This window comes from Butyricimonas sp. Marseille-P2440 (assembly GCF_900091675.1).
Taxonomy (GTDB): domain Bacteria; phylum Bacteroidota; class Bacteroidia; order Bacteroidales; family Marinifilaceae; genus Butyricimonas; species Butyricimonas synergistica.
Window position 1 is genome coordinate 296,388 of sequence record NZ_LT594610.1, and the last position, 21,896, is coordinate 318,283.

The 21,896-nt window shown below is 45.3% G+C and carries 20 protein-coding genes; 11 read left to right on the forward strand and 9 right to left on the reverse strand.

The genetic code is table 11. The annotated features are described in order from the left end of the window. Window positions 1-52: 52 nt before the first annotated feature. The gene (locus BN8899_RS12295) at window positions 53-946 is read right to left on the reverse strand and encodes an RluA family pseudouridine synthase (RefSeq protein WP_065219658.1); all 894 of its coding nucleotides are present in this window, start codon (window positions 944-946) and stop codon (window positions 53-55) included. Window positions 947-1,082: 136 nt separating this feature from the next. Here BN8899_RS12295 and BN8899_RS12300 point away from each other — a divergent pair, with 136 nt between their 5' ends. Then, on the forward strand, window positions 1,083-1,967 hold the full coding sequence (locus BN8899_RS12300; protein ID WP_018337245.1) for a carbohydrate kinase family protein: 885 nt from the start codon (window positions 1,083-1,085) through the stop codon (window positions 1,965-1,967). A 9-nt stretch (window positions 1,968-1,976) separates the two neighbouring features. On the opposite strand, the gene BN8899_RS12305 is transcribed toward BN8899_RS12300, so the two are convergent. The 8 genes from BN8899_RS12305 to BN8899_RS20775 form a co-directional block, all read right to left on the reverse strand. After that, window positions 1,977-2,903 carry a DUF1848 domain-containing protein gene (locus BN8899_RS12305; RefSeq protein ID WP_065219659.1) on the reverse strand — a complete coding sequence of 309 codons (927 nt, stop codon included), beginning with the start codon at window positions 2,901-2,903 and terminating at the stop codon, window positions 1,977-1,979. A 74-nt stretch (window positions 2,904-2,977) separates the two neighbouring features. Further along, window positions 2,978-3,712 carry a hypothetical protein gene (locus tag BN8899_RS12310; RefSeq protein WP_018337243.1) on the reverse strand — a complete coding sequence of 245 codons (735 nt, stop codon included), beginning with the start codon at window positions 3,710-3,712 and terminating at the stop codon, window positions 2,978-2,980. A 26-nt stretch (window positions 3,713-3,738) separates the two neighbouring features. Then, the gene (locus BN8899_RS12315) at window positions 3,739-4,353 is read right to left on the reverse strand and encodes a class I SAM-dependent methyltransferase (RefSeq protein ID WP_065219660.1); all 615 of its coding nucleotides are present in this window, start codon (window positions 4,351-4,353) and stop codon (window positions 3,739-3,741) included. A 113-nt stretch (window positions 4,354-4,466) separates the two neighbouring features. Further along, window positions 4,467-5,102: a flavodoxin family protein gene (locus BN8899_RS12320; RefSeq protein WP_018337241.1), complete on the reverse strand. Its 636-nt coding sequence runs from the start codon at window positions 5,100-5,102 to the stop codon at window positions 4,467-4,469. 58 nt (window positions 5,103-5,160) lie between these two features. Beyond that, window positions 5,161-6,054 carry a DUF4261 domain-containing protein gene (locus BN8899_RS12325; protein ID WP_065219661.1) on the reverse strand — a complete coding sequence of 298 codons (894 nt, stop codon included), beginning with the start codon at window positions 6,052-6,054 and terminating at the stop codon, window positions 5,161-5,163. Window positions 6,055-6,128: 74 nt separating this feature from the next. Then, the gene (locus BN8899_RS12330) at window positions 6,129-6,671 is read right to left on the reverse strand and encodes an RNA polymerase sigma factor (RefSeq protein ID WP_065220709.1); all 543 of its coding nucleotides are present in this window, start codon (window positions 6,669-6,671) and stop codon (window positions 6,129-6,131) included. Window positions 6,672-6,694: 23 nt separating this feature from the next. Continuing rightward, complete coding sequence (locus BN8899_RS12335) at window positions 6,695-7,084, reverse strand: hypothetical protein (RefSeq protein ID WP_065219662.1); 390 nt, start codon at window positions 7,082-7,084, stop codon at window positions 6,695-6,697. 11 nt (window positions 7,085-7,095) lie between these two features. Continuing rightward, on the reverse strand, window positions 7,096-7,242 hold the full coding sequence (locus BN8899_RS20775) for a hypothetical protein (protein ID WP_155828210.1): 147 nt from the start codon (window positions 7,240-7,242) through the stop codon (window positions 7,096-7,098). 157 nt (window positions 7,243-7,399) lie between these two features. Between BN8899_RS20775 and BN8899_RS12340 the strand changes: the two genes are divergently transcribed. The 10 genes from BN8899_RS12340 (at window position 7,400) to BN8899_RS12385 (ending at window position 21,893) form a co-directional block, all read left to right on the forward strand. Further along, entirely contained in the window at window positions 7,400-8,680 is a 1,281-nt protein-coding gene (locus tag BN8899_RS12340) for a uracil-xanthine permease family protein (RefSeq protein WP_065219663.1), read from the forward strand. A gap of 29 nt (window positions 8,681-8,709) precedes the next feature. Continuing rightward, window positions 8,710-9,432, forward strand: coding sequence for an MBL fold metallo-hydrolase (locus BN8899_RS12345; protein WP_065219664.1), 723 nt, complete (start codon window positions 8,710-8,712; stop codon window positions 9,430-9,432). Window positions 9,433-9,494: 62 nt separating this feature from the next. Continuing rightward, complete coding sequence (locus tag BN8899_RS12350; RefSeq protein ID WP_065219665.1) at window positions 9,495-9,869, forward strand: VOC family protein; 375 nt, start codon at window positions 9,495-9,497, stop codon at window positions 9,867-9,869. 205 nt (window positions 9,870-10,074) lie between these two features. Then, entirely contained in the window at window positions 10,075-10,650 is a 576-nt protein-coding gene (locus tag BN8899_RS12355; protein WP_065219666.1) for an RNA polymerase sigma factor, read from the forward strand. Window positions 10,651-10,745: 95 nt separating this feature from the next. After that, window positions 10,746-11,906, forward strand: coding sequence for a FecR domain-containing protein (locus BN8899_RS12360; protein ID WP_065219667.1), 1,161 nt, complete (start codon window positions 10,746-10,748; stop codon window positions 11,904-11,906). A gap of 99 nt (window positions 11,907-12,005) precedes the next feature. After that, window positions 12,006-15,404, forward strand: coding sequence for a SusC/RagA family TonB-linked outer membrane protein (locus tag BN8899_RS12365; protein WP_231932340.1), 3,399 nt, complete (start codon window positions 12,006-12,008; stop codon window positions 15,402-15,404). 10 nt (window positions 15,405-15,414) lie between these two features. Beyond that, the gene (locus BN8899_RS12370; RefSeq protein WP_065220711.1) at window positions 15,415-16,884 is read left to right on the forward strand and encodes a RagB/SusD family nutrient uptake outer membrane protein; all 1,470 of its coding nucleotides are present in this window, start codon (window positions 15,415-15,417) and stop codon (window positions 16,882-16,884) included. 18 nt (window positions 16,885-16,902) lie between these two features. Then, window positions 16,903-17,583 carry a DUF4843 domain-containing protein gene (locus tag BN8899_RS12375; protein WP_065219668.1) on the forward strand — a complete coding sequence of 227 codons (681 nt, stop codon included), beginning with the start codon at window positions 16,903-16,905 and terminating at the stop codon, window positions 17,581-17,583. 21 nt (window positions 17,584-17,604) lie between these two features. Next, the gene (locus tag BN8899_RS12380; RefSeq protein ID WP_222860557.1) at window positions 17,605-19,134 is read left to right on the forward strand and encodes a PKD-like family lipoprotein; all 1,530 of its coding nucleotides are present in this window, start codon (window positions 17,605-17,607) and stop codon (window positions 19,132-19,134) included. 149 nt (window positions 19,135-19,283) lie between these two features. Further along, window positions 19,284-21,893: a zinc-dependent metalloprotease gene (locus BN8899_RS12385; protein WP_082987042.1), complete on the forward strand. Its 2,610-nt coding sequence runs from the start codon at window positions 19,284-19,286 to the stop codon at window positions 21,891-21,893. The last annotated feature ends 3 nt before the right edge of the window (window positions 21,894-21,896 follow it).

Sequence of the window (21,896 nt, forward strand, 5' to 3'; positions counted from 1 at the left end):
GCAACCCCTTTCTTTTTTGATTCTCTGTCATGGCAAAGTTCTGCGACGGATGTTATTTTTTCGGTTGTTTGAATAAAGATGTGAATTTGGAAGGGATGGGCGTTTCAAATTTCATCTCTTTTCCGGTGATGGGATGGGTGAAATGAAGTTTGAATGCGTGCAGGGCTAAACGGCGTATTGGGTCTTTCGTCGCCCCGTATTTCTTATCCCCGGCAACCGGATTGCCTAATTCCTGCATATGCACCCTGATTTGGTTCTTGCGCCCGGTTTCCAGGTTCAGCTCGACAAGCGAGTATTGGCGGTTGGGTTTTTGTACTGTGTAGTTTGTGATGGCTAATTTTTCATCACGGGCGGAATGAACGACGAAAGCCTTATTTTCGGTGATATACGATTTTACTTGTCCCCGTTCTTCTTGCGGGCATCCCTCGAGGATTGCCACGTATTTTCGTTCCAGGATCATCTCGTTCCAGTTCTTTTGTAGTATTTCCTGTGTTTTCAAGTTTTTGGCAAACATCATGATGCCCGATGTTTCTTTGTCCAGGCGATGCAGGATGAGCACGTGGTTTCGAGGGTTTTTGCTTTTCACGTAGTCGTTCAGAATATGGTAGGCTGTTTTCGTTTTATCCCGTTCTGTTCCCATGGAAAGCAGACCGCTTGCTTTTTCGACGACGATCAGATCGTTGTCCTCGTATACGATGTTTAGCATGGAATGGTGAAAAGGAGCTGCGCTTTTGTTCATGCCGACGGTGACAGTATCCCCTGGTTTCAGCGGGGTATCGAATTGTGTGGTCAGTCGATTGTTTACTTGCACCAGTTTATGTGCCAACAGGGATTTCACGGAGTTCCTGCTTTGGTCCTGCATGGCTTGCAATAGAAAAGGCATCAGTGTGCAATCTTCTTTGATCTCGAAGCTTCTGCTTCGTGGAGCCGGGGTATGGGATTTCATGATTAATTGTTTTTTGCAGTCTATTAAAGTTGCAAAGGTAGTGAAAGGAATGGTATTTTTTTGTGTCGGTGTGTTTAATTTTGCCGTATATTTATGTGTTGAATAAAGAGTATGTTCGATGATTAAAATAAACGGTATGGATGATGTTATTGTCGGATTGGGTGAAGTTCTTTGGGATGTTTTCCCGGAAAGGAAAAAGATCGGGGGTGCTCCCGCTAATTTCGCGTATCACGTGTCGCAATTCGGTTTTGATAGCCGAGTGGTCAGTGCGATAGGGAATGATGAATGGGGGAATGAGATATTGTCTAATTTTGACAGTAAACATCTGCGTTACAATATCGCACGGGTGCCCTACCCGACGGGAAGGGTACAAGTGTCGTTGGATGAGCGGGGTGTACCTTGTTACGAGTTTATGAATGATGTGGCGTGGGATAACATACCGTTTACCCCGGGATTGAAGGCTTTGGCATGTCGCACTCGTTGCGTGTGTTTCGGTTCTTTGGCACAACGGAGAGAAGTGTCCCGAGCCACGATAGACCGTTTTTTGGATGCGATGCCGGAGGGTGAGGGGACATATCGGGTGTTTGATGTCAATCTTCGGCAGAATTTTTACACTGGGAATGTGTTGCGTCGATCTCTTTCCCGGAGTAATGTGTTGAAATTGAATGATGAAGAGTTGGTGGTGATCGGGCAGATGTTCGGGTGTTCCGGTCTGGATTTGAAGGAAAGGTGTCGGAAGTTGCTGGATGATTATGATTTGAAAATATTGATTCTGACCGCTGGTGCTTGCGGAAGTTACGTGTTTTCGGGAGAATTCGAGTCCTTTGTGCCGACCCCGCGGGTGGAGGTGGTGGATACGGTCGGGGCGGGTGATTCCTTCACGGCTGCTTTTTGTGCTTCCCTGCTGAAAGGACGCTCGCTCGGGGAGGCTCACCGTCTGGCGGTGGAGGTGTCCGCTTATGTTTGCACGTGTCAGGGGGCAATGCCGGAATTATCGCCCGAGTTGAAAGGGCGTTTGTAAGTTTTGCATCTAGAATAGGGTCGGGTCGCTCCGTAGGCTTTTCATTTCCCGCCCTTTTATCACCCCGTCGTCCTGCACGAACCCGATGAGTTTGGGCGAGTTGCTGTCATGCAGTAGCGTGTTGCGGGATAGTTTTGTCTTGCCCGTGTTGGCGTAGCAGTAGATGCAACCGTTCCGACAGGTGTCGTAGGTGCCGATATCGATGCTCTCGATACAGCGGCAGATGTCCCGTTGGTTTTTGTCTTTCCTTGTGGTGATGGGGCTACCTATGATTCTTTCGATGAGTCCCTTGTCAATACACATTCCGGCTGGGATACCCATGTCCCGGAGGTCGACTTTTACCGTGCACGCGTCGAGATGTATGGAACGGGGAACGGTTTGTATGAAAGAGGTCGCCATTTCCCGGATTTCTTTCGAGGATAAAGGGTTTATGCCTTGTTGTCCGATAGCATTACGGACGTGCGTGTAATGGTCGATGAAGCCGATCATGCATTTTTCCGTGTGGTCTTTCAGACGGGTGGCAATGGAGGCGAAGGCTTCCTTGTGGAATGCCGTGTCATATTGGGAATTCGTTAATATGGGATCGTACCGCCAGATTACTTTTTCTTTCCCGATCTTGTCGGCGAGGCGTTTGAAGGTGTCTATCCGTTGTTCGAGTGACGGGAGGTTGCCTTCAATTTCTTTCCCGTAAGGGTTTAACGTGAATTGGAAGTAATATTTGAAATCTTTTAAGGCTTCCAGCTTGTGGAGCATCGGGGCTGGATTTTTCGTCCAGAAGACGATGCAATCGACCACGTCCGGGGTCAGCCGCACTTTATCGAGTTGTTTCGGGTTGAACGGATTGGGGACGAGTACGTACCCTTCCTTTACCCGGTTGACAAACCATTCCGAGTAAAAAGAGGGAATATCCGTTCTTCTGCTGGCACTGATGATCATGTTGTAGAGTTATATTATTCTGGTGGATTGGCAATGATTTTGTTCGGATTGTGTGAAAATGTTTTTATATTGTGTTATTCCATTTTTTTGAATATCATTTGATTCATGACTGTTTCATAAACAATGTATATACCTCGTATTTGTCGCTCGTGTACACCGTAGTTATTGATGATTAGGTTACCCGAGGAATCCATGCCGACGAGGGATACTCCCGCGGTGGTTTTTGACAGACCGTGAATCAAAAGATATCTTTTACTCTCGATCGAGTAGTTTTTATTGACCGCGGCTTTGTAGTTCGGCTTATTAGCTGGTTTGAAGTATAATTTGAATTTTTGTTCATCTATCGAGGCGATAACGTCATCTTGGGTGTTATTGTCAAGGGTTGTTGTTGTTCTGTAAATTTTTTGATCTGCATATACAGCGGAGTCAATGAATTGGATTTGACGATTGGTGATGATTCTCCAGTTTCCTTGTAATTTTTGGTTGTCATAAATGAATGTGGCTGTATCTAGTTGTACATGAGGACTGGCAGAAGGACGGCAAGACCAACTTTTGTACCCGTTTTCATCAGTTAAGTTTAAGCCTAATTGGGTTTTCATGATTTTCGGAGTCAGGTACTTCCTGAATTTGTTGTAGTCTTGATCCCACAGGTGTATATCTGAACTCGGGAATAAGCTACAATAGTCTTCCGGGAAGGATTGAAATTTCAATGACTTTTTTTGCGCAAGTTCTAGTATATCTTTTTGAATACTGCAAGAATAGAATAATATGACTGCGAGCAGGCAAATTGTGATTTTGTTTTTTTTCATAATTGTATGGTAATGGGGTTGTGTTATTATTTTTTGACGGCGGACACGAGCAGCATCATGGGGCGGCGGAGTTCGTTACGCATTCCCGGAATGGTGTCGAGGAGTGCCATGTCGGGTTCGGGTTCGATAAGTCCCGTGATCTCGAAGCCGTTTTGGATGAGCCCGTTCACGTAGGTGGTAAGGGTTTTGTGGTATTTCGTTATTTTTTCGCCGAGGAAGATGGCTTCCCGTTTCCCTTCCGTGAAATACCGGTCTACCGGCCAGTGGAGGATGTTGCCTTGTTCGTCGTGATACCAGTCCTGGCTGCCGTAAGCCGTGAAGACGGGGTGTTCTACCGAGAACACGAATGTGCCGCCGGGGATGAGGCAACGTTTTACTTTCGCGCAAATATCCGGAAAAGATTCCAGGTAATGGAAGGTAAGGGAACTGATTACCACGTCGTAGCTTTCGGGAGTGTAGTCAAAATCTTCGATAGCCATGCATCGATATTCGATTTGCGGCGAGTTGTTGCGTTTCCTGGCTTCTTCCAGCATTTTTTGCAGAACGTGCCATTCGCCTGCGCCTTTAAGTCCGTCCACGGAACGGGACATTTGGCTGTATTGGTTGAAGAATTTCTCGTCGTCGTATTTGTTTTCTTTCATGGGAGTGGTTTATATCTGAACAATCCCCTCCGGCTCGCTCTTACACGGGGGGGAGAGGTGATTACCAGGCGGTTTCTCTTTCTTGTGTAAGGGGAGGTTCGAGGGAGATATTTTTACCGGATGAAGTTCGTCATGATTTTGCTCTCGCCCTCGGGTGGGGTGAGGGTATCTTTGGTCTGTTCTCTCATTTTCAGCAACCAAGCCATGTTTTTGCCGAGAGTTCGCATGATTTGGAGTCCCTCGTTGTCCTGAATGACCTCTCCGGCTTTCAGCCCGTGGATGATGTTCCAGTAGTTGGAGGTGGGCATGAGCATTTCGGAGTACGTGAGGTAATGGTTCAAGCCGTCGAGGGTGGCGGAACCGCCCGAACGACGGACTGCCACCACTGCCGCCCCTACTTTGTGGCGAAACCAGTTGCCATTTGCCCCGGAAACATAGAAAGCCCGGTCGAGGAAGCACTTCATGGTTCCGGCGATACCCGAATAATGAACGGGAGAACCGAGAATGAGCCCGTCGACATCTTTTATTTTTTGTAACAGATCGTTGAGGGTATCCGCGGTGATGACGCACCGTTCGTTGTGATTCTTGAAGCACATATTGCATCCCATGCAACCGTGTATTTTTTGACTTCCGACTTGAAGTATTTCAAATTCGATATTTTCTTTCTTTAGTTCCTCCCCGATGACTTTCAGGGCTTGAAACGTGTTGCCTTGCGGGTGCGGACTCCCGTTAATCGCGATTACTTTCATTTGTTCGAGTTTTTGTTGTTCGTGTGTCTTTTTACGTGTGTTCCCGGTAAATGTTGGGTTATTCCCTGCCTCCCGAGGCATATTCGCCCGAGCATATATCCATGACTTCCCGTTCGGGTTGGATTAATGCCGATTCGTGTTGACATTTCCATCGGATTTCTGCATCCATTTTTTGCCCGTTGAGTCCGGCTATCGTTTCGTCGTCTTGGATCGGGTCGTCTTGGGTAAAGATGTAAGCGGCTACGTTATAGGCGTGGTCAACCACGGCATTGGGGTCAAGTTCATGGAAGTGGTATTGAACGTCGGGAAGACCGATGGCATACAAGCCGAGCGAGTCGACCAGCATATCGTTTGTTCCCTGAATGTTGAAGAACCGGACATTTATTCCGAAATGGAGAAACCGGCACTCTTCGTTCCACGGGTTATCCAGTACTTGTTCCCGGGTGAGTAGTTTGCCGCTTGAAGGAACCCACACGGCGATACAATCCGGGAATAGTTCCAGAGTTGTTTCCAGCCAGCCTGTCAATAGTTCGCAGCGTTCTTTATATTCCAGCCCCGAGGCGAGGAAGTCGGAAAGCATGAGTTTGTATTTGCAGGTTGCCAGTATTTCTTCGTTGTTCGGGCAATCCCATAATTGGCTGCGTTGCATCTGGTCGATAGCGTTTGCGTCAAAATTTTCGAAGTCGGACATGAGTACTTGTGCGGGTACTTTCTGGTTGTCCTTGTATTCTACAAGAAATTTCCACACGGCGAAAGTCGACAATGAATCTTTCACGTCTGCCACGATGTCTGTTTTCCCGAAGCGGTCATTTAAAGTTTCTTGTATTACTTTGCCTTGCGGACGGGTTCCTCTTTCCTTGAATAACAGATGGATTTGGAATATGCGTTGAAATTCTCCTTTTGTATCTAAATCTTGTTTGAACACTTCGTTTTTGTTTTCTGCCGTACTCATATATCGTGAATGTTTGTCAATACTTGTTTGACAAACATACATTTTTTTACTGAAGATTCATAGCTTTTGCCGCTTTAGTCGTTCAACAACTCTTTGTATAGTTCGTACAGGTTGTCCCGCAGGTAGAGTACGGCGTATCTTTTTCTGGATATGAGGGTGTTGACCGGGATTCCGGTCGCTTCGGAGATTTCTTTAAAAGAGAAGCCTTGTAATTCGGTTAGTTCGAATACGGTGCGTTGTTCCTCGGGGAGTTCCGCCAAAGCCTTGTCCAGTTCCTCCCACACGAGGGTGCGGGTGTATTCTTTCTCGGGAGAGGTATCCGAATTGAACAGATATTCGGATACCTCTTTTAATAGTAAGTGTTCTTCGTATTCCCCGGACGGGGTAGTCAGCTTTTCTTCCTTGTGTTTGCGGCTCCTGTCGATGATCAGGTTGCGGGTGACGGAGTACAGCCACGACGAAACCTGCTCGATTGGGTGAGCCACGGGGTCAGCTTGAAGGAGTTTGTAGAACACGTCCTGCAAGATGTCTTCCCGGTCTTCTTTGCCGGCGACCCGTTTGGCTATGAAACCTTTTAGTTGCGACTGGTATTTCTTGAAGATTGTCGATACGTCCATTTCGGAAAAGGGTATATATCTGTTCAAACTTGTTCCTGCCCGTCGGTTTGTTCTTTTTTGCCGAAAAAGCGGTCATTGAATAATTCCTGGTGTTCCTCGAAACGTTGACGGATGAAATCCTTGCGTTCTTCCGGTGACATATTCTTGAATTTTTCCCGGAAAAGGTGCGGGTGTTCATGCCCCCCGTGCGGGAAGCCGAAGCCGTGATGACCGAAACTGCGGTGACCGAATCCCCCGAAGAATAGTCTGCCCAGGATGAAGAGTCCGAGGGCTTGCCAGTAATTGATAGCCGACCAGCCGATGATGGAGGGAATCAGCCAATTCCATAACAGCATGATAATCGCCGAAATGGCGGCAAGGGCAAAAAGCATGAATAGCACGTGTAAGCCTCGTCTGTGTCTTTTATTTTTCATGGTATTTAATCTTAATAAGTTGTATAAATGTAATATATTTTCGTGAAGTCTTGTAAGACGTGGATGGATAAATAAAGTAGGGCGATGACGCCGATCGTAACGACGAAGGGTGCCAACGCCCTGGCTTCCCGGATTATTATTTTAGAGTTGTATTTCATATTACTTGTTTTTATAGTTATTGTCGGATTGCAATCCTTTCTATTGTTGTAGACGAATGAGAGGGAAGAATATTTTAAAATAGGGTCATCTTTTTTTTATAAATGTCGTAAATCACCTTGTAATGTACTATTTTTACAGTTGTAAATATTGAACGAGATGAAATACGGATTGAATGATAAACCGGGACTGTTGCCGATGTTGATGTACGGGTTGCAGTGGTGGGTGGTTTCCCTGCCTTGCGTGGTGATTATGGGAATTATCGTGTCGAAACTGCATTACACGGGGGTGGCGGAGCAGACTTTTTATTTGCAGAAGTTATTCGGGATCATGGGGCTGGCGATGATCGTGCAGGTGTTGTGGGGACATCGGTTGCCTCTGGTGATCGGTCCGGCATCCGTGTTGTTGATCGGGATTCTTTCTACCGTTTCGGCAGGGATTTCTGCGATATACACGGGTATTATGGTCGGGGGATTGGTGCTGGTCGTGTTGGCGTACAGCGGTTGGCTGGGGAAGTTGCAGTTTATTTTTACACCCCGTATCGTTACCGTGATTCTCATACTGATTGCTTTCACGCTGACCCCGGTGATTCTCAATCTGGTGCTGGGGAACACGGATCATGCGTTGTTTAATTTGTTTTTCACGCTGTTGATGGTGTTGGCTCTGGTGGTGGGGAATAAGTTTTTGAGAGGGATATGGAAATCGACCACGGTCCTGTGGGGTATCGTGGGTGGGGCGTTGGTGTACTGCCTTGTGCATGGTTTTCCCGTTTTGGCTTCGGCGGGAGGGGAGGAAGTTGTCAAGGGTACTTTGTTCAATTTCTCGTTGGATTTTGAACCCGGTACGATTCTCGCTTTCTTGTTTTGTTACGTGGCGCTGATCGTGAACGAGCTGGGGTCGATTCAAGCCGTGGGATATATGTTGCAAGCCGATCATTTGGATAGCCGTACGACCCGGGGCGTGGGAGTCGTGGGGATCACGAATGTATTATCCGGGTGGTTCGGTGTCATCGGTCCCGTGGATTATTCCATGAGCCCGGGAGTGATTGCCGCCACGGGATGTGCTTCTCGCTATACTTTAATTCCGGCGGGGTCGGGTTTGATTTTATGTGCCTTTTTCCCAGCCGTCGTGGGCGTGTTGGTCATGTTGCCGGGGGTGGTGATGGGGGCGATATTGCTTTATTTGATGGCTACGCAGTTGGCGGCGGGGATGCAGATGCTGGTTCGGGAGAAGGCGATCACTGATTTTGACAGCGGCGTCGTGGTCGGGTTGCCCTTGATGGTAGCGTTGTTGTTGTCTTTCGCTCCTTCCGCAGTGCTGGATTCGATACCTTCTTTGTTCCGCCCGATCGTGGGAAACGGTTTCGTGATGGGGGTGGTTACGGTGTTGATTTTGGAACACTTGATTTTTAGAAAAAGAAAACCCGGACAACAAGGATAGCGTATACACCGGAAAAGAAAGGAAAGTGTATGAAAGGAATTTATATCTATCATAGCGGTTTTGCTTTTTTGGACGAGGGTGTTACTGTGATTATTGATTATTATAAGGATTCGGCAGACCGCCCGTTGACGGGTGTCGTGCATGGAGAGTTGTTGAGTCGTCCGGGAAAGTTGTACGTCTTGGCATCCCATGTCCACGCGGATCATTTTAACCCGGAAGTGCTGGCGTGGAAGGAGATGCGTTCCGATATTCAATATTTGTTCTCGAAAGATATTCTTGAGAACGGGAAAGCCGGGTTGTTGGATGCTTGTTACTTGGATAAGGGGAACGTGTGGACGGACGGCGTGCTGGAAGTGGAGGCTTTCGGTTCCACGGATGCGGGAATATCATTCTTGTTGCGGTGGGACGGGAAGATTATCTTTCATGCCGGTGATTTGAATAACTGGCACTGGAAGGAGGAATCGACCGGGGCGGAGGTGCGGGAGGCGGAGCGGGCTTATTTCGATGAGCTGGATGCGTTAGCCCGAAGAACGGAGCGTATGGATTTGGTGATGTTCCCTGTCGATCCCCGTTTGGGAGAGGATTATATGTTGGGAGCGAAGCAGTTTGTTGATAAATTCCGCGTGGATAGGTTTGTCCCGATGCATTTTGACGATGCGTACGACAAGGCAAATGCTTTCAAGGGATACGCTGAAAACCGGGATGCCCGTTTCGTGGAATTGAATTATAAAGGAGAAAATTTTATGATTTAAAGATTAGGCGATTTACGATTGCCGATTTTGTGATTGCGTGAAATTCTAAATTATAGATACATATGGAAATTAAAAGTCATTTCGATCATTTCAATTTTAATGTTCTTGATCTTGATAGAAGTATTCGTTTTTACGAGCAGGCTTTAGGACTGAAGGAAGTCCGCCGGAAGGAAGCCAAAGACGGTTCTTTTGTCCTCGTGTACATGGGGGACGGGCATACCGGATTCTTGTTGGAGTTAACCTGGTTGAGGGATAGAAAAGAGCCTTATGACCTGGGAGAAGGTGAGTTCCACCTGTGTATGCGCGTGGAAGGTGATTATGATGAGGTGCGGGCTTACCACAAGCAAATGGACTGCGTGTGTTATGAGAATACCGATATGGGACTTTATTTTATAAATGATCCCGACGGTTATTGGATTGAGATATTGCCGAAATAATCCGTTTGGTACACGAGGGGCATTTCTCCCGTCATACGGTGGATTTTATTGTTTTCGGATCATTTTAAAGTATCTGTTTTTTTAGGGAAAGATCGTGTATGTGATTTCCCGAAAAGAAAGCGGGATAGAAAATATTAAATATGTGAGAATGGCAGATGATTGATATATTTCTTTAAATTTGTGATGTGGAATTTAGATTGCTAGTATGACGGAGCGAGTAGAATATGATATAAATCAGTTGGTACAGGATTTGAAAAAGGGGTATGAACCGGCTTTTGATTACCTGTTTACAACCCGTTACGAGGACTTGTGCCGTTTTGCACGGGCTTTCGTGGGATCATACGATGTGGCGGAGGATATTGTGCAGGATGTTTTTGTCAGGATATGGGAGAATAACTTGAAGATTAACAGCAATATTTCATTGGATAGTTATCTCTACGTGGCGGTGCGAAACGGTTGTGTCAGTTATGCACGCCAGCAAAAACCTCATGTAGGGTTGGAGGCGTTGTCGGGGATGGAAACGGAAGAAATTTTGACGGAGGATTGGAAGTACGTGTGGGATGCCGTGGAAAGTTTGCCGGAGCAGTGCCGTGTTGTTTTGAAATTGGTAGTACTGGAAGATATGAAGTACGCGGAGGCGGCAGAGAAACTGGGAATCTCTGTCAACACGGTTAAAACGCAAATGAAGATTGCTTACCGGGAGTTGAGAAAGAAATTTACGTCGGGAGAGATTTCTGTTTTATTCTATTATTTTTATGTGGGAGAGGTTTTTAACGGGTAGTTGCCTATTTTTTTGAAAAATATTCTGTTTTCTTTTCACCCTTTTTTTATTCTTTTGCGTCCTCTCTCGAAAAATGGAACTTAACGAGTCATTTTATGAACGAGAGAATAGAAGAATTATTGGTCAAAAAAATTGACGGGGAGCTTTCTGACGCGGAGGAGAAGGAATTAGCCGGGTGGTTGGCAGAGTCGGAGGCTCACGGGCGAGTCCTGCGGGAATTTGAAGCGATGCGGCAGCGATTGACCGTGTTGCGGGAAGAGTTTCACCCGGACGTGAAAGGACGTTTGCAGTCGGTTAAGAAGCATAAAAAACGGCGGGTTCGGTTTGTCGTGGAGTGGATGCGTTATGTTGCCGTCGGTATTTTACTCGTGAGCGTGGGTGGGTACTTGTTGTGGAATGATGGGAAAAAGGAAGAGGAGGGACATCGTGTTTTCGCGAAGGTGGCGGTGCCCGGGAAGGAACAGGCATATATCGTGTGGGCGAACGGGGTACAGGTGGCAATCGATGAAACGATGAAAGATACTTTGCTGACCGGGGACGGGGGGGCGATGGTACGGGTGGATTCCAACCGGGTGTTGCGTTACGAGGGACGGGATGTTAGTGAAGGACAGGAGCAACGGGTACATAAATTGGTGATTCCGAATGGAGGGGAGTATCGAATGGTGTTGGAAGATGGGTCGATTGTTTGGTTAAATTCCGCTTCTACGCTGGAAATACCGGAACGTTTTGCCGCGGGGGAGAGAAGGGTTCGATTGGTAGGTGAGGCTTATTTTAAGGTGAAAAAAGATTCGTCAAGACCGTTTTACGTGGCAACGGAACGTGTTGATGTGCGTGTGTTGGGTACGGAGTTCAATGTTTCGGCTTACGAGGAAGATCGTGATGTAGCGACGACGCTTGTGAACGGATCGGTGCGGGTGGATGCCCGAGGAGGTGAGTCGGTAGTATTGGAACCGGGACAACAGGCGTTGATTGTGGGTGGGGAAATTGAGGTGCAGGATGTCGACGTGTCGTATATTACGTCTTGGGTGAAAGGGAAATTCAGTTTTGATAATTCCCGTCTGGAAGATATTGCCCGGCAGGTTTCCCGCTGGTATGACGTGAAAATATCTTTTGAGGATGATGACTTAAAAGAGATTCGTTTTTCCGGGGCAATGTTGAAATTCCGTCCGTTGAGTGATTTGATCGAGATGATCGAGGCTACAAGTTTTGTGCGGTTTAGCGTGAAAGGAGAAAATATTATAATATCTAGAAAATAAAAATCGAGGAAGTGGCTAGACTTCCTCAATTTTGAGTGGTAATTGCTTTGTCTCTGTTTGAGAGAGAACAAAGCTATGTATAACCTTAAATGCAAATATATGAAAAAAAATCGAGAGCCTAACCGGTTTACGCGGTTAGGACAGAAAAAAATGTTATCGATGATGCGTTTGGCTAGTTTTTTTTGTTTGTTGTGTCTTGCGTTTAGCGTGCAAGTAGCACATGGACAGGAACGTAGAGTATCCTTGGAAGTGAAGGATACTCCTATCAATCAGGTGTTGCGTATGCTGGGAAAAGAGTTCGGAAAGGATTTCTTTTATAGCAATGTGCAAGTGGATATGAATGAAAAGGTGAGTGTGAAGCTGGTGAATACCACTATTGGTGAAGCGCTGAAACAGGTGTTCGCGGGAAAGCAGGTTCGGTTTGAGGAGAAGGAGGATTTCGTGTTGATTTTGGAAATTCGGGAATTGAAGAAGGACACGAAAGTGCCGGAGGTGCGTGGCGTGGTGTATGATGATCTGAATGAACCGCTACCGGGAGTAACGATTATGATTAAGGGAACAAGTACCGGTTTTGTCAGTGACACGGACGGGAAGTTCAAAAGTGTGTTGACGATAAAGTTGCCCGTGACTTTGGTGTTTTCGTTTATCGGTTTCCAAACTCAGGAAGTGGTGGTAACGGATAGCACGCAAGAGTTGACCGTGAAGATGAAACCGGACGTGAAGCAGATGGAAGAGGTTGTGGTGACGGGATACGCTAACGTGAAAAAGTCCAGTTTTACAGGAAATTCGGTGAAGGTAGAAAAAGAGGAGTTGTTCAAGGTGTCGCCGACCAATGTGATTGACGTGTTGCAGGTATTCGATCCTTCCTTGCGTATCATGAAGAATAATCAAATGGGGGCAGACCCCAATACATTACCGGAGTTTTATATCCGGGGACGTTCCGGTATCGGGGTAATGGATTTGGATAAGGAGAATCTTTCGGAATCAGCCTTGAGTAATAATCCTAATTCTCCTATTTTTATTATGGATGGTTTCGAGGTGACGGTACAGAAGGTATATGATTTCGACCCGAACCGTATAGAGAGTATCACGATTTTGAAGGATGCCGCGGCTACGGCAATTTACGGTTCCCGTGCTGCTAACGGGGTCGTGGTGATCGAAACGGTGGCTCCGAAACCGGGAGAGTTGAACGTGATGTATAATTTCACGGGAGCGCTTACGGCTCCGGATTTATCGGATTATAATCTGATGAATGCTAAGGAGTTGCTTGAGGCGGAACGTTTGGCGGGATATTATGACCCGACTTCAGAAATTAACAAGTCTTATAGTCTTTTGAGCGAGTACGAGGCGAAGTTGTCGAACATTGTTCGGGGTGTGAACACGGATTGGTTGTCACAGCCTTTACAGAATGAATTCAATCATAAGCATAGTCTTGCTATTCAGGGAGGTTCCGAGAATATGCGTTTTAACGTGGACTTGAATTACGATAACCAGAATGGAGTGATGAAAGGATCTTTCCGTGAGCGTTTGGGTGCCGGATTTTATTTGGATTATCGAATCGGCGGAATGCAGTTGAAGAATCAGATCGCTTACACGGTCACGAAATCGGAAAATTCTCCTTATGGTGATTTCAGTGATTACACGAAGAAATTGCCGTATGACGAGTTGAAAGATGCAGACGGGAATTATGTTGAGCAGACAAAACTTTGGCATAATGGTATGAGTGATAGGGAGAACCCGTTGTACGAGGCGAAGATGCTGGAAAGTTTCGATAAAAGTAAAATACAGGATTTGACGAATAACCTGAGTTTGAACTGGTATATCACGAAGAGCCTTTATTTTAAAGGACAGGTAGCGGTGACCTTGACGGATACCGAAACAAAAGTTTTCAAAGATCCGCTTTCTTCTTCATTTTACAACGTGGATGATGACAAGAAAGGTTCGTTGAATCTGAGCAAGAAGAAATTGGTGAAATGGAATACCAATTTCGTGTTGAATTACGTGCAGACGATAAAGAAACATAATATGAATTTCTCGTTGGGATTGAACACGAACACGGAGAGTACGAATAGTTCGGTAGAGAAATATTTGGGATTTCCCTCGGGAGAATTGAATACTCCGGCTTTTGCCGAGAACGTGGATGATGTTCCGACGTATTCGGATAATAAGAAACGGTTGTTCGGGGCATTTGTTTCATTAAATTACACGTATAATGATATTTACTTGTTTGATGCCTCATGGCGTTTGGATGGTTCGTCCGAGTTCGGGGCTGCCAAGAAATACGCTCCTTTTTATTCTGGAGGTGCGGGACTGAACGTGCATAATTACCAGTTTATGCAAGGGCAGAGTGTGGTGAGTTTGTTGAAAGTCACGGGGACTTTTGGGGTGTTGGGTAAAACTAATTTCCCTGCTTACGCTGCCAAACATACTTATGATGTGACTAATTCATATTATTCCACGGGTGGTGGTGTTTTCTTGCATTACATGGGGAATGAGGATTTGAAGTGGGAACGGACTTTCTCCCGGGATTTGAAATTGGAGTTAGGATTGTTGGATGATGCGATTTACACGAAGTTCACGTGGTATAACAAGACAACCAAAGATTTGATTACGGATGTGACGATTCCAACTCATACCGGTTTTACTTCTTATAAGGATAATATGGGTGAGGTGGAGAATAAGGGGATCGAGTTGGATGTTCGCTTTAATATTATCCAAAGAAAAGACTGGATGCTTGCCGTGTTTGGTAATTTGGCGCATAACCGGAACCAGATATTGAAAATTTCGGAATCCTTGAAGGCGTATAATGAACGGGTGAACGAGAAATTTGATGAATATTTCGATAACATTTTCAACCAACAGGATTTGAAGTATAGCAAGCCTTTGTTGAAATACGAGGAGGGTGGTTCTTTGACATCTATTTACGGGATGCGTTCTTTAGGAATCAACCCGAGTAACGGAAAAGAATTGTTCTTGGACCGAAGCGGACAGATTATTCGGGATTGGACGTCTAGTCAACAGGCTATTTTGGGCGATACGGAACCGGATGCAACGGGATCTTTCGGGGTGAACTTCCAGTGGAAACGTTTCACTTTGTTCGCTACGTTCATGTATGAGTTCGGGGGACAAGTGTATAATCAGACTTTGGTGGATAAAGTGGAGAACGTGAAGTTGTATGATATGAATGCAGACAAGCGGGTGCTCACGGAGCGTTGGGCAAAGCCGGGGGAAGTGACTCGCTTGAAGTCGATTAAAGACCGGAATAGTGTGACATTGCCAACTTCTCGTTTCGTGCAGGATTATAATATGTTGAATTTTAATTCTTTGACGGTGGGGTATGATTTCAATCAAGATTTGTTGAAGAAATGGAAGATGAGTATGTTGCGGTTATCGTTTAATATGAAAGATATATTCACGATTTCCAGCGTGAAGCAGGAACGGGGATTGAATTATCCTTTCGCGAGAACTTTTAATTTCACTTTAAATGCAAGTTTTTAAAGAGATGGTTATGATACGATATAAATATCTGTTGTTGTTTATGATGCTGTTCGGGCTGGCAGCATGTAATGCTTGGTTAGATGTCGAGTCGGATAATCAGGCGAGTGACGAGAAAATGTTTAAGGATTACACGGGATTCCGGAGTGCTTTGAATGGGGTGTATTATAAATTGTCAGAGCCGGAGATGTACGGGCGGGAACTTTCATGGGGGTTCTTGAGTGTTTTGGCTCAGACGTATGATGCTGCGGATGTCAGTCAAAATGATGCTTATAAAGCGGCAGTAGTTTATGACTATAATGCAAATGACGTTAAAAAATTGATTTCTGAGATTTGGAAAGGTGCCTATAATGCAATCGCTAATTGTAATAAATTGATTGCCGAGATAGAAAGTAAAGATGCTTCGTTTTTTCCTTTGGGAGAGTGCGAGCGGAATTTGATCTATGGTGAGGCTTTGGCTTTGAGGGGATATTTGCATCTTGATTTAGCACGGATGTTTGCACCGGCTCCGACCACGGGGAATGACGGGGCGTATATTCCTTACGTGACAGTTTACCCGACGCATTACGAGTCTGCACAGCCCACGACGGAGATTCTTAGGCTTGCTAAGGAAGATTTGTTGCGGGCAAAGGATCTTGTTGCGTGGAATGATACGTTGTATGATAATTTTGCGTATGCTAACCGTTTTTTTGCAGATGATTCGGGAAATCGTTTTTTCAGTTTCCGGGGAACTCGTATGAACTATTTGGCAATTTGCGGTACATTGGCTCGTTTGTGCCTGTATGCCGGAGAGAATGAGGAAGCTAACCGGTACGCATCGCACGTGTATGATTTGGTGGAAGCCAAGACCGATTTATGGAATATTTATTTTACATATTCGTCGGATCTGAATACTTCCGGGAACAATAAATACGTGAAGGCGTATGATGATATTTTGTTCGCATTTTATAATAAGAAATTGACGGAAGACGTGGAGGATTTTACGGAAGAGTCGGGAAAGCCCAAGATGTTGTTGAAGAATGCCAGTACGATGTTTGGTGATCGGGGAGATGGAGATGATTACCGTCAATATCTTATCGATTGGACGCTTGATGCTAATCGGTCGCAGAAATGGTTGGATCTGGGAGCCTCGGAGAATTTTTTAAAGGTGCAGTATACCCTTATTCCAGCATTGAGATTTAGTGAGATATGTTATATCTTGGCGGAAACGGCGTATGGTTCTGCCGCGGGGAATGCGGAAGCAGTGGCGTATCTTGAAGAAGTGCGGGGAGGTCGCGGATGTAAACGTAATATTTCGGAAACCGTGTCAGCAACTTCTTTTAAGGAAGAGTTGATTTGGGAAGGAATGAAAGAGTATCTCACGGAAGGGCAGACTTTTTTCATGTTTAAACGTTTGAATCATCCCGTGTTGAGTGGAAGTGAATCTCACGTGTTGGGTAATTCGTTTGTGCTTCCTTTGCCGGATGATGAAAAGGTATTTTAGTAAAAAAAAAGGCGAGTTATGAAAAAGATATATGTATTTATTTTAAGTGTGTTCTTGTTGGGGGCGTGCTCGAAAGAGGATATCCCGATGTATAATACCGTGAATTACATTCAATTCACGAATGCTTACAAGGATTCGATGGAGATTTCGTTTTTCTTTTACGGAAATGCGGAACAGATCGAGGTGCCGATACACGTGGAGATGTTGGGAAATCTATTTTTGGAAGACCAGCCGTTTACTGTCGTATTGGATAAAGATTTGTCCACGGCAACGGAGAAACATATAGAACTTCCGGAGTATTATGTTTTTCACAAGGGGTACGTGAGGGATACGATCTCGTTGGTGTTGAATAATCCCGGGGATGAGCGTGTGCGGATCGTGTTAGCTATCCCGGGAAACGGGAGTGATATTTTGCCGGGGGAACCTAATTATCAGTATAAGATTATTAACTTGAGTAATACGGTGACGATACCGGAATGGTGGGATGAGGATGTTAATAAATCTTTTCTCGGTACTTATTCGCCCGCGAAATATCAGTTGTTAATTGAAGTGACCGGGGAAGGGGATTGGACGAATCTGGATGCATCGACGAGGAGAGCTTATGCGTTACAGTTAAAGTACTATTTGCGTGAAATGGAAGATCGGGGAGAGCCGGTGTTGGATGATGGTGTGGCCATGACGGTAACAGTAATTGGATAATAAATCAATAGCAGTATGAAGATGAAAAATATAATATATCTGTCTTTGTTGATGATGGCGGGATTGTTTTCCTGTATCAAAGATGAGGGGAATTATAAATATGAAGCGATTCGGGATGCGAGGGTTTCATTTGAAACTTATGTTGTGAATTGTTTTGTACATGATAAAGTGAAAGTAGAGCCTAAGATTCAGTTTGGCGGGAGTGATACTACTGATTTCTCGTACGAGTGGCGTATTGATTATGACGTCGTTTCCACGGAGAGGGTGTTGGAATTTACTCCTGAACAGGCAAAAACGTATGCTTGCCGCTTGGCACTGAAAGATAATCGTAACGGGAAAGTGTATAGCAATACGATGTCTGTTATTGCGGCGACGGTATATCAATCGGGATTCTCTATTTTGTACGAGGAAGGCGGGGTGTCGAAACTGGGACATATTAATTTACCGACTGCTTCTCAAGATGGAGAATACCATGCTTATTATGATTTGTACCGGGCGGCAAATGGGGAAGACATGGGGGCGGAACCGGTGAAACTGGTGCAGCATTTCTTTTGGAATGCAACTAATTATTGCAAGTGGTCTGAATTGTTGGTCATTCAGCATGGCGGGCAGGGACCCGTGGAGCTGAATGGTGACACGAACGAGAAGGAGGTATTGACCCGAGAGGAGTTCGTGGGAGGAAATCCCCCGGAGAATTTTAAATTGGTATCGGCATTCTACCCGTTCTACATGAATATTGTGTTGAGCGAGGACGGGAAAATTTATACCCGTTTTTTCAATGACCCGAAGAGCATGGGGTATCATTCGGCTGCTTACAACAATGTTCCGGTATATATAAATAAAGGATATAAAATCGGAAAGATTATTGAAACGGAACATCAGTATTTGAAACATTTCCTTTTGTATGACGAGTTAAACGGTCGGTTGATCCACGTGAGGAGTGCTTATTACACGACGGCTGAAGAGTACCGGGAATTGCAGTACACGGGGAATTATCCTGCCGGTTTTATTCCGGTGAATGATTTCGGTGATTATAAATTGGTTTATGGTGCTGCTTACGGAGGTGCGATATTTGGAAGCACGAAGTATGCCCTTATTTTGCGGAATGGGGATGATTGGAAAGTGGAAACGTTTGGGATCGCTAGCGGAGCCTTAGGAGTGATTGCCTTAGATGCAATGGATAAGTGCCAGGCGTTTTCGGGAAAGACAGAGGGATATGTGACGGATAAGAGTATTTTCAGAATATTGAGAAACCGTACTTATATTTTCTTCTCCGGGGGTGTGAATAATGACGAGTTGTATTATTTCGATTTAAGTACCGGGAAGTCGCATCATTATGCTTCGTTGGGTGGGCGTGCTATCGTGGCGATACATCCTGCTGATGGAAATAAAGAGTTGGGGGTAGGATTGGAAGACGGGACGTTTATTTTGTTCAACGTGGAGGATGCGGTGCTGAAAGCGGGTGAGCCTGTCGTGTTGTATGAACAGGGTGGTTTCGGTCGGATAGTTGATGTGATTTTCAAATATAAATTTTCGGGACGGGATTTGTGATCGCAGTGTAGTTTTCTAAAATCGAATAAATCGATTTTAGAAAACTATTCCGGTGTTGAAACACAGGTATTTATATTTTTACTCTGAATGGTATTTCTATTTCAGCAGGGATTGTTATGTGAAAATTGGGATGTTTAAATTTTGAAGTTATGATATTGAAATCAATTGTATTTGTATTTATGTTTTTTTCCTTGAGTGTTGTGTCGGCGGAAGGTAAAGGGCGGAAGAAAAAAACGGCAACCAAGGAGGTGAAAACGGAAAGTGCTTACCAGCGCTTTTTTAAGGGGAAGTCGTGTGAAACGGTGAAAGGTTTAATCACGTTGCACAAGATGGATGGGAAGATTTATTTTGAGTTACCGTTGAATTTGTTGGGGAAAGAGATGTTACTCGGTTCAACGATCAGTGAAACCACGAATAATGATTTCGGGAGTGTGGGGGAAAAGCCCAAGGAGCCGATGCATGTGGTGTTTACCCGTCAGGACTCGTTAGTCAGCCTGCGGGAGGTGAGTGCGGTGTATTATACCACGGAGGAGGGGATAAGAAAACGTTTGGAAGAGAGTTTTAAGCCTGCTATCATCCTGAATCTGCCGGTGAAGGTGTATTCGGAAGACAGTACGGCGGTTGTGCTGGATTTGACCGATTTCCTGTTGAGTGATAACGAGGGGTTATCTCCTTTTTCCTTGTATGCACCTATCATGGGTGGCAGGCGTAGGTTGGAAAAGGAGTTCGTGAAAAAGAATTCGTTTATCGGCGAGATTAAGGCTTTCGAGGATAATTTTAGTGTACGTTCTTCTTTGAATTATTTGGTTACCGTGCGGGATCAAGAACGGGTATTGTTTCAGAAAGTGCCTTTTACGACGGTGATGACACGTAGTTTTGTTTTGTTGCCGGAAGAACCGATGCGTCCCCGTATGGCGGATCCCCGTATTGCTATATTCTATCAGGCGAAATATGAATTCAATTCTAAAAAGAATGGGGTCGATTTTCGTTATTACGCGAATCGTTGGCGTCTTGAACCCGCGGACGAAGCGGCTTATCGTGCCGGACAACTGGTGGATGTGAAGAAACCTATCGTGTTTTACGTGGATAATGCTTTCCCGGAAGGTTGGAAGAAATATATCAAACAAGGAGTCGAGGAATGGCAGAAAGCCTTTGAGAAGATCGGTTTGAAGAATGCGATTATTGCCCGGGATTTCCCCGAGGATGATCCGGAATTTGATCCGGAAAATCTGAAATATTCCTGTGTACGCTATTCTCCCTCGTGGACGGCTAACGCAATGGGACCTTCGTGGACTGATCCCCGGACGGGAGAGATTATTAATGCCTCGGTGTATTTTTATCACAATATAGCTCAATTGATTCAGAATTGGCGATTCGTGCAGACCGCGCAGACAGATGCCGATGTGCGGAGAAGGCAGTTGCCGGAAGATCTGTTAGGGGAGAGTATTCGTTACGCTATTGCCCACGAGGTGGGGCATTGTTTGGGTTTTATGCATAATATGAGTGCTTCTGCCGCTATTCCCACGGATTCTTTGCGTTCGCCTTCTTATACCCAAAAGTACGGGACTACGCATTCGATCATGGATTATGCCCGGAATAATTACGTGGCACAGCCGGGAGATAAGGAGAGAGGTGTGAAATTGACACCACCTCATTTGGGGTTGTATGATTATTTTACAATAAAATGGTTGTACACGCCTTTGTTAGGAGAGAAGACCACGGATGAGGAAGTACCCGTTTTGGATCGTTGGATTAGCGAGAAAGCGGGAGATCCGGTATATCGTTATGGTAGGCAACAGATGAACTCTCGTTGGGATCCGAGTTCTTTCGAGGAGGATTTGGGTGATGATCCGATAAAATCATCCGCGTATGGGATAAAGAATTTGAAATATATTTTGGCGAACCTGAACGACTGGGTGGGAGAGGAAGATAAAGATTACGCCTTCCGTCAACAGATTTATAACGAGATCATCATGCAGTATTTCAGGTATTTGAATAATGTTATTTTTAATATCGGCGGTATTTACCTGAATGAAAAATATGCGGGAGATCCGATACCTGCTTATGCTTTGGTCCCCAAAGCCCGACAAAAGGAGGCTCTGGCGTTTCTGTTGGATCAGTTGAAAGAGATGTCTTGGATTGACGCGAAGGATTTTAAGGATGGTTTGCCGTTGATGAGCGATATTTCGGGAGATATGGAAAATGCTATTTTCCGGGGATTGTTATCTCGGCTTAATGCGTTGGCCGTGGGGATGGAACAGTCGAAAGAGGATGTGTATTCCACACGGGAGTACATGAATGATTTGTATGAATTCATCATGACTCCGACAAAAAAGAGAAATTCGCTGTCCGAGGTTGAAAAACGATTGCAAATTAAATATTTATCATTTTTGGTTTCTGCTTCCGGTGTGGAAGTGAAGGGTATGGGCGGTTCTCCTTTTGCTTTTTCCCAGGACGGGATGATTGAGGTTATGGATTACGTGAAAGAGAATAGCCGGAATATTTATGGCGAGTTGCCTGACGAGTATTTGGGTATGTTCGCTGACAGGGGATGTTGTTTTGCCCCGGAGGAAATTAGCGGTTTCGGGAGAACGACGAACTTGAGCAGACCGAATGTTTCTATCGGGACCGATTGTTTCTTGATGTTGAAAAAGACCTTGGCTTTGTTGAAAAGCCGGATGAATACGGCAACGGAAGATACTCGATTGCATTATCAGTTGTTGGTTTATAAATTGGAGAAGGTTTTTAAGAATAACTGAGAC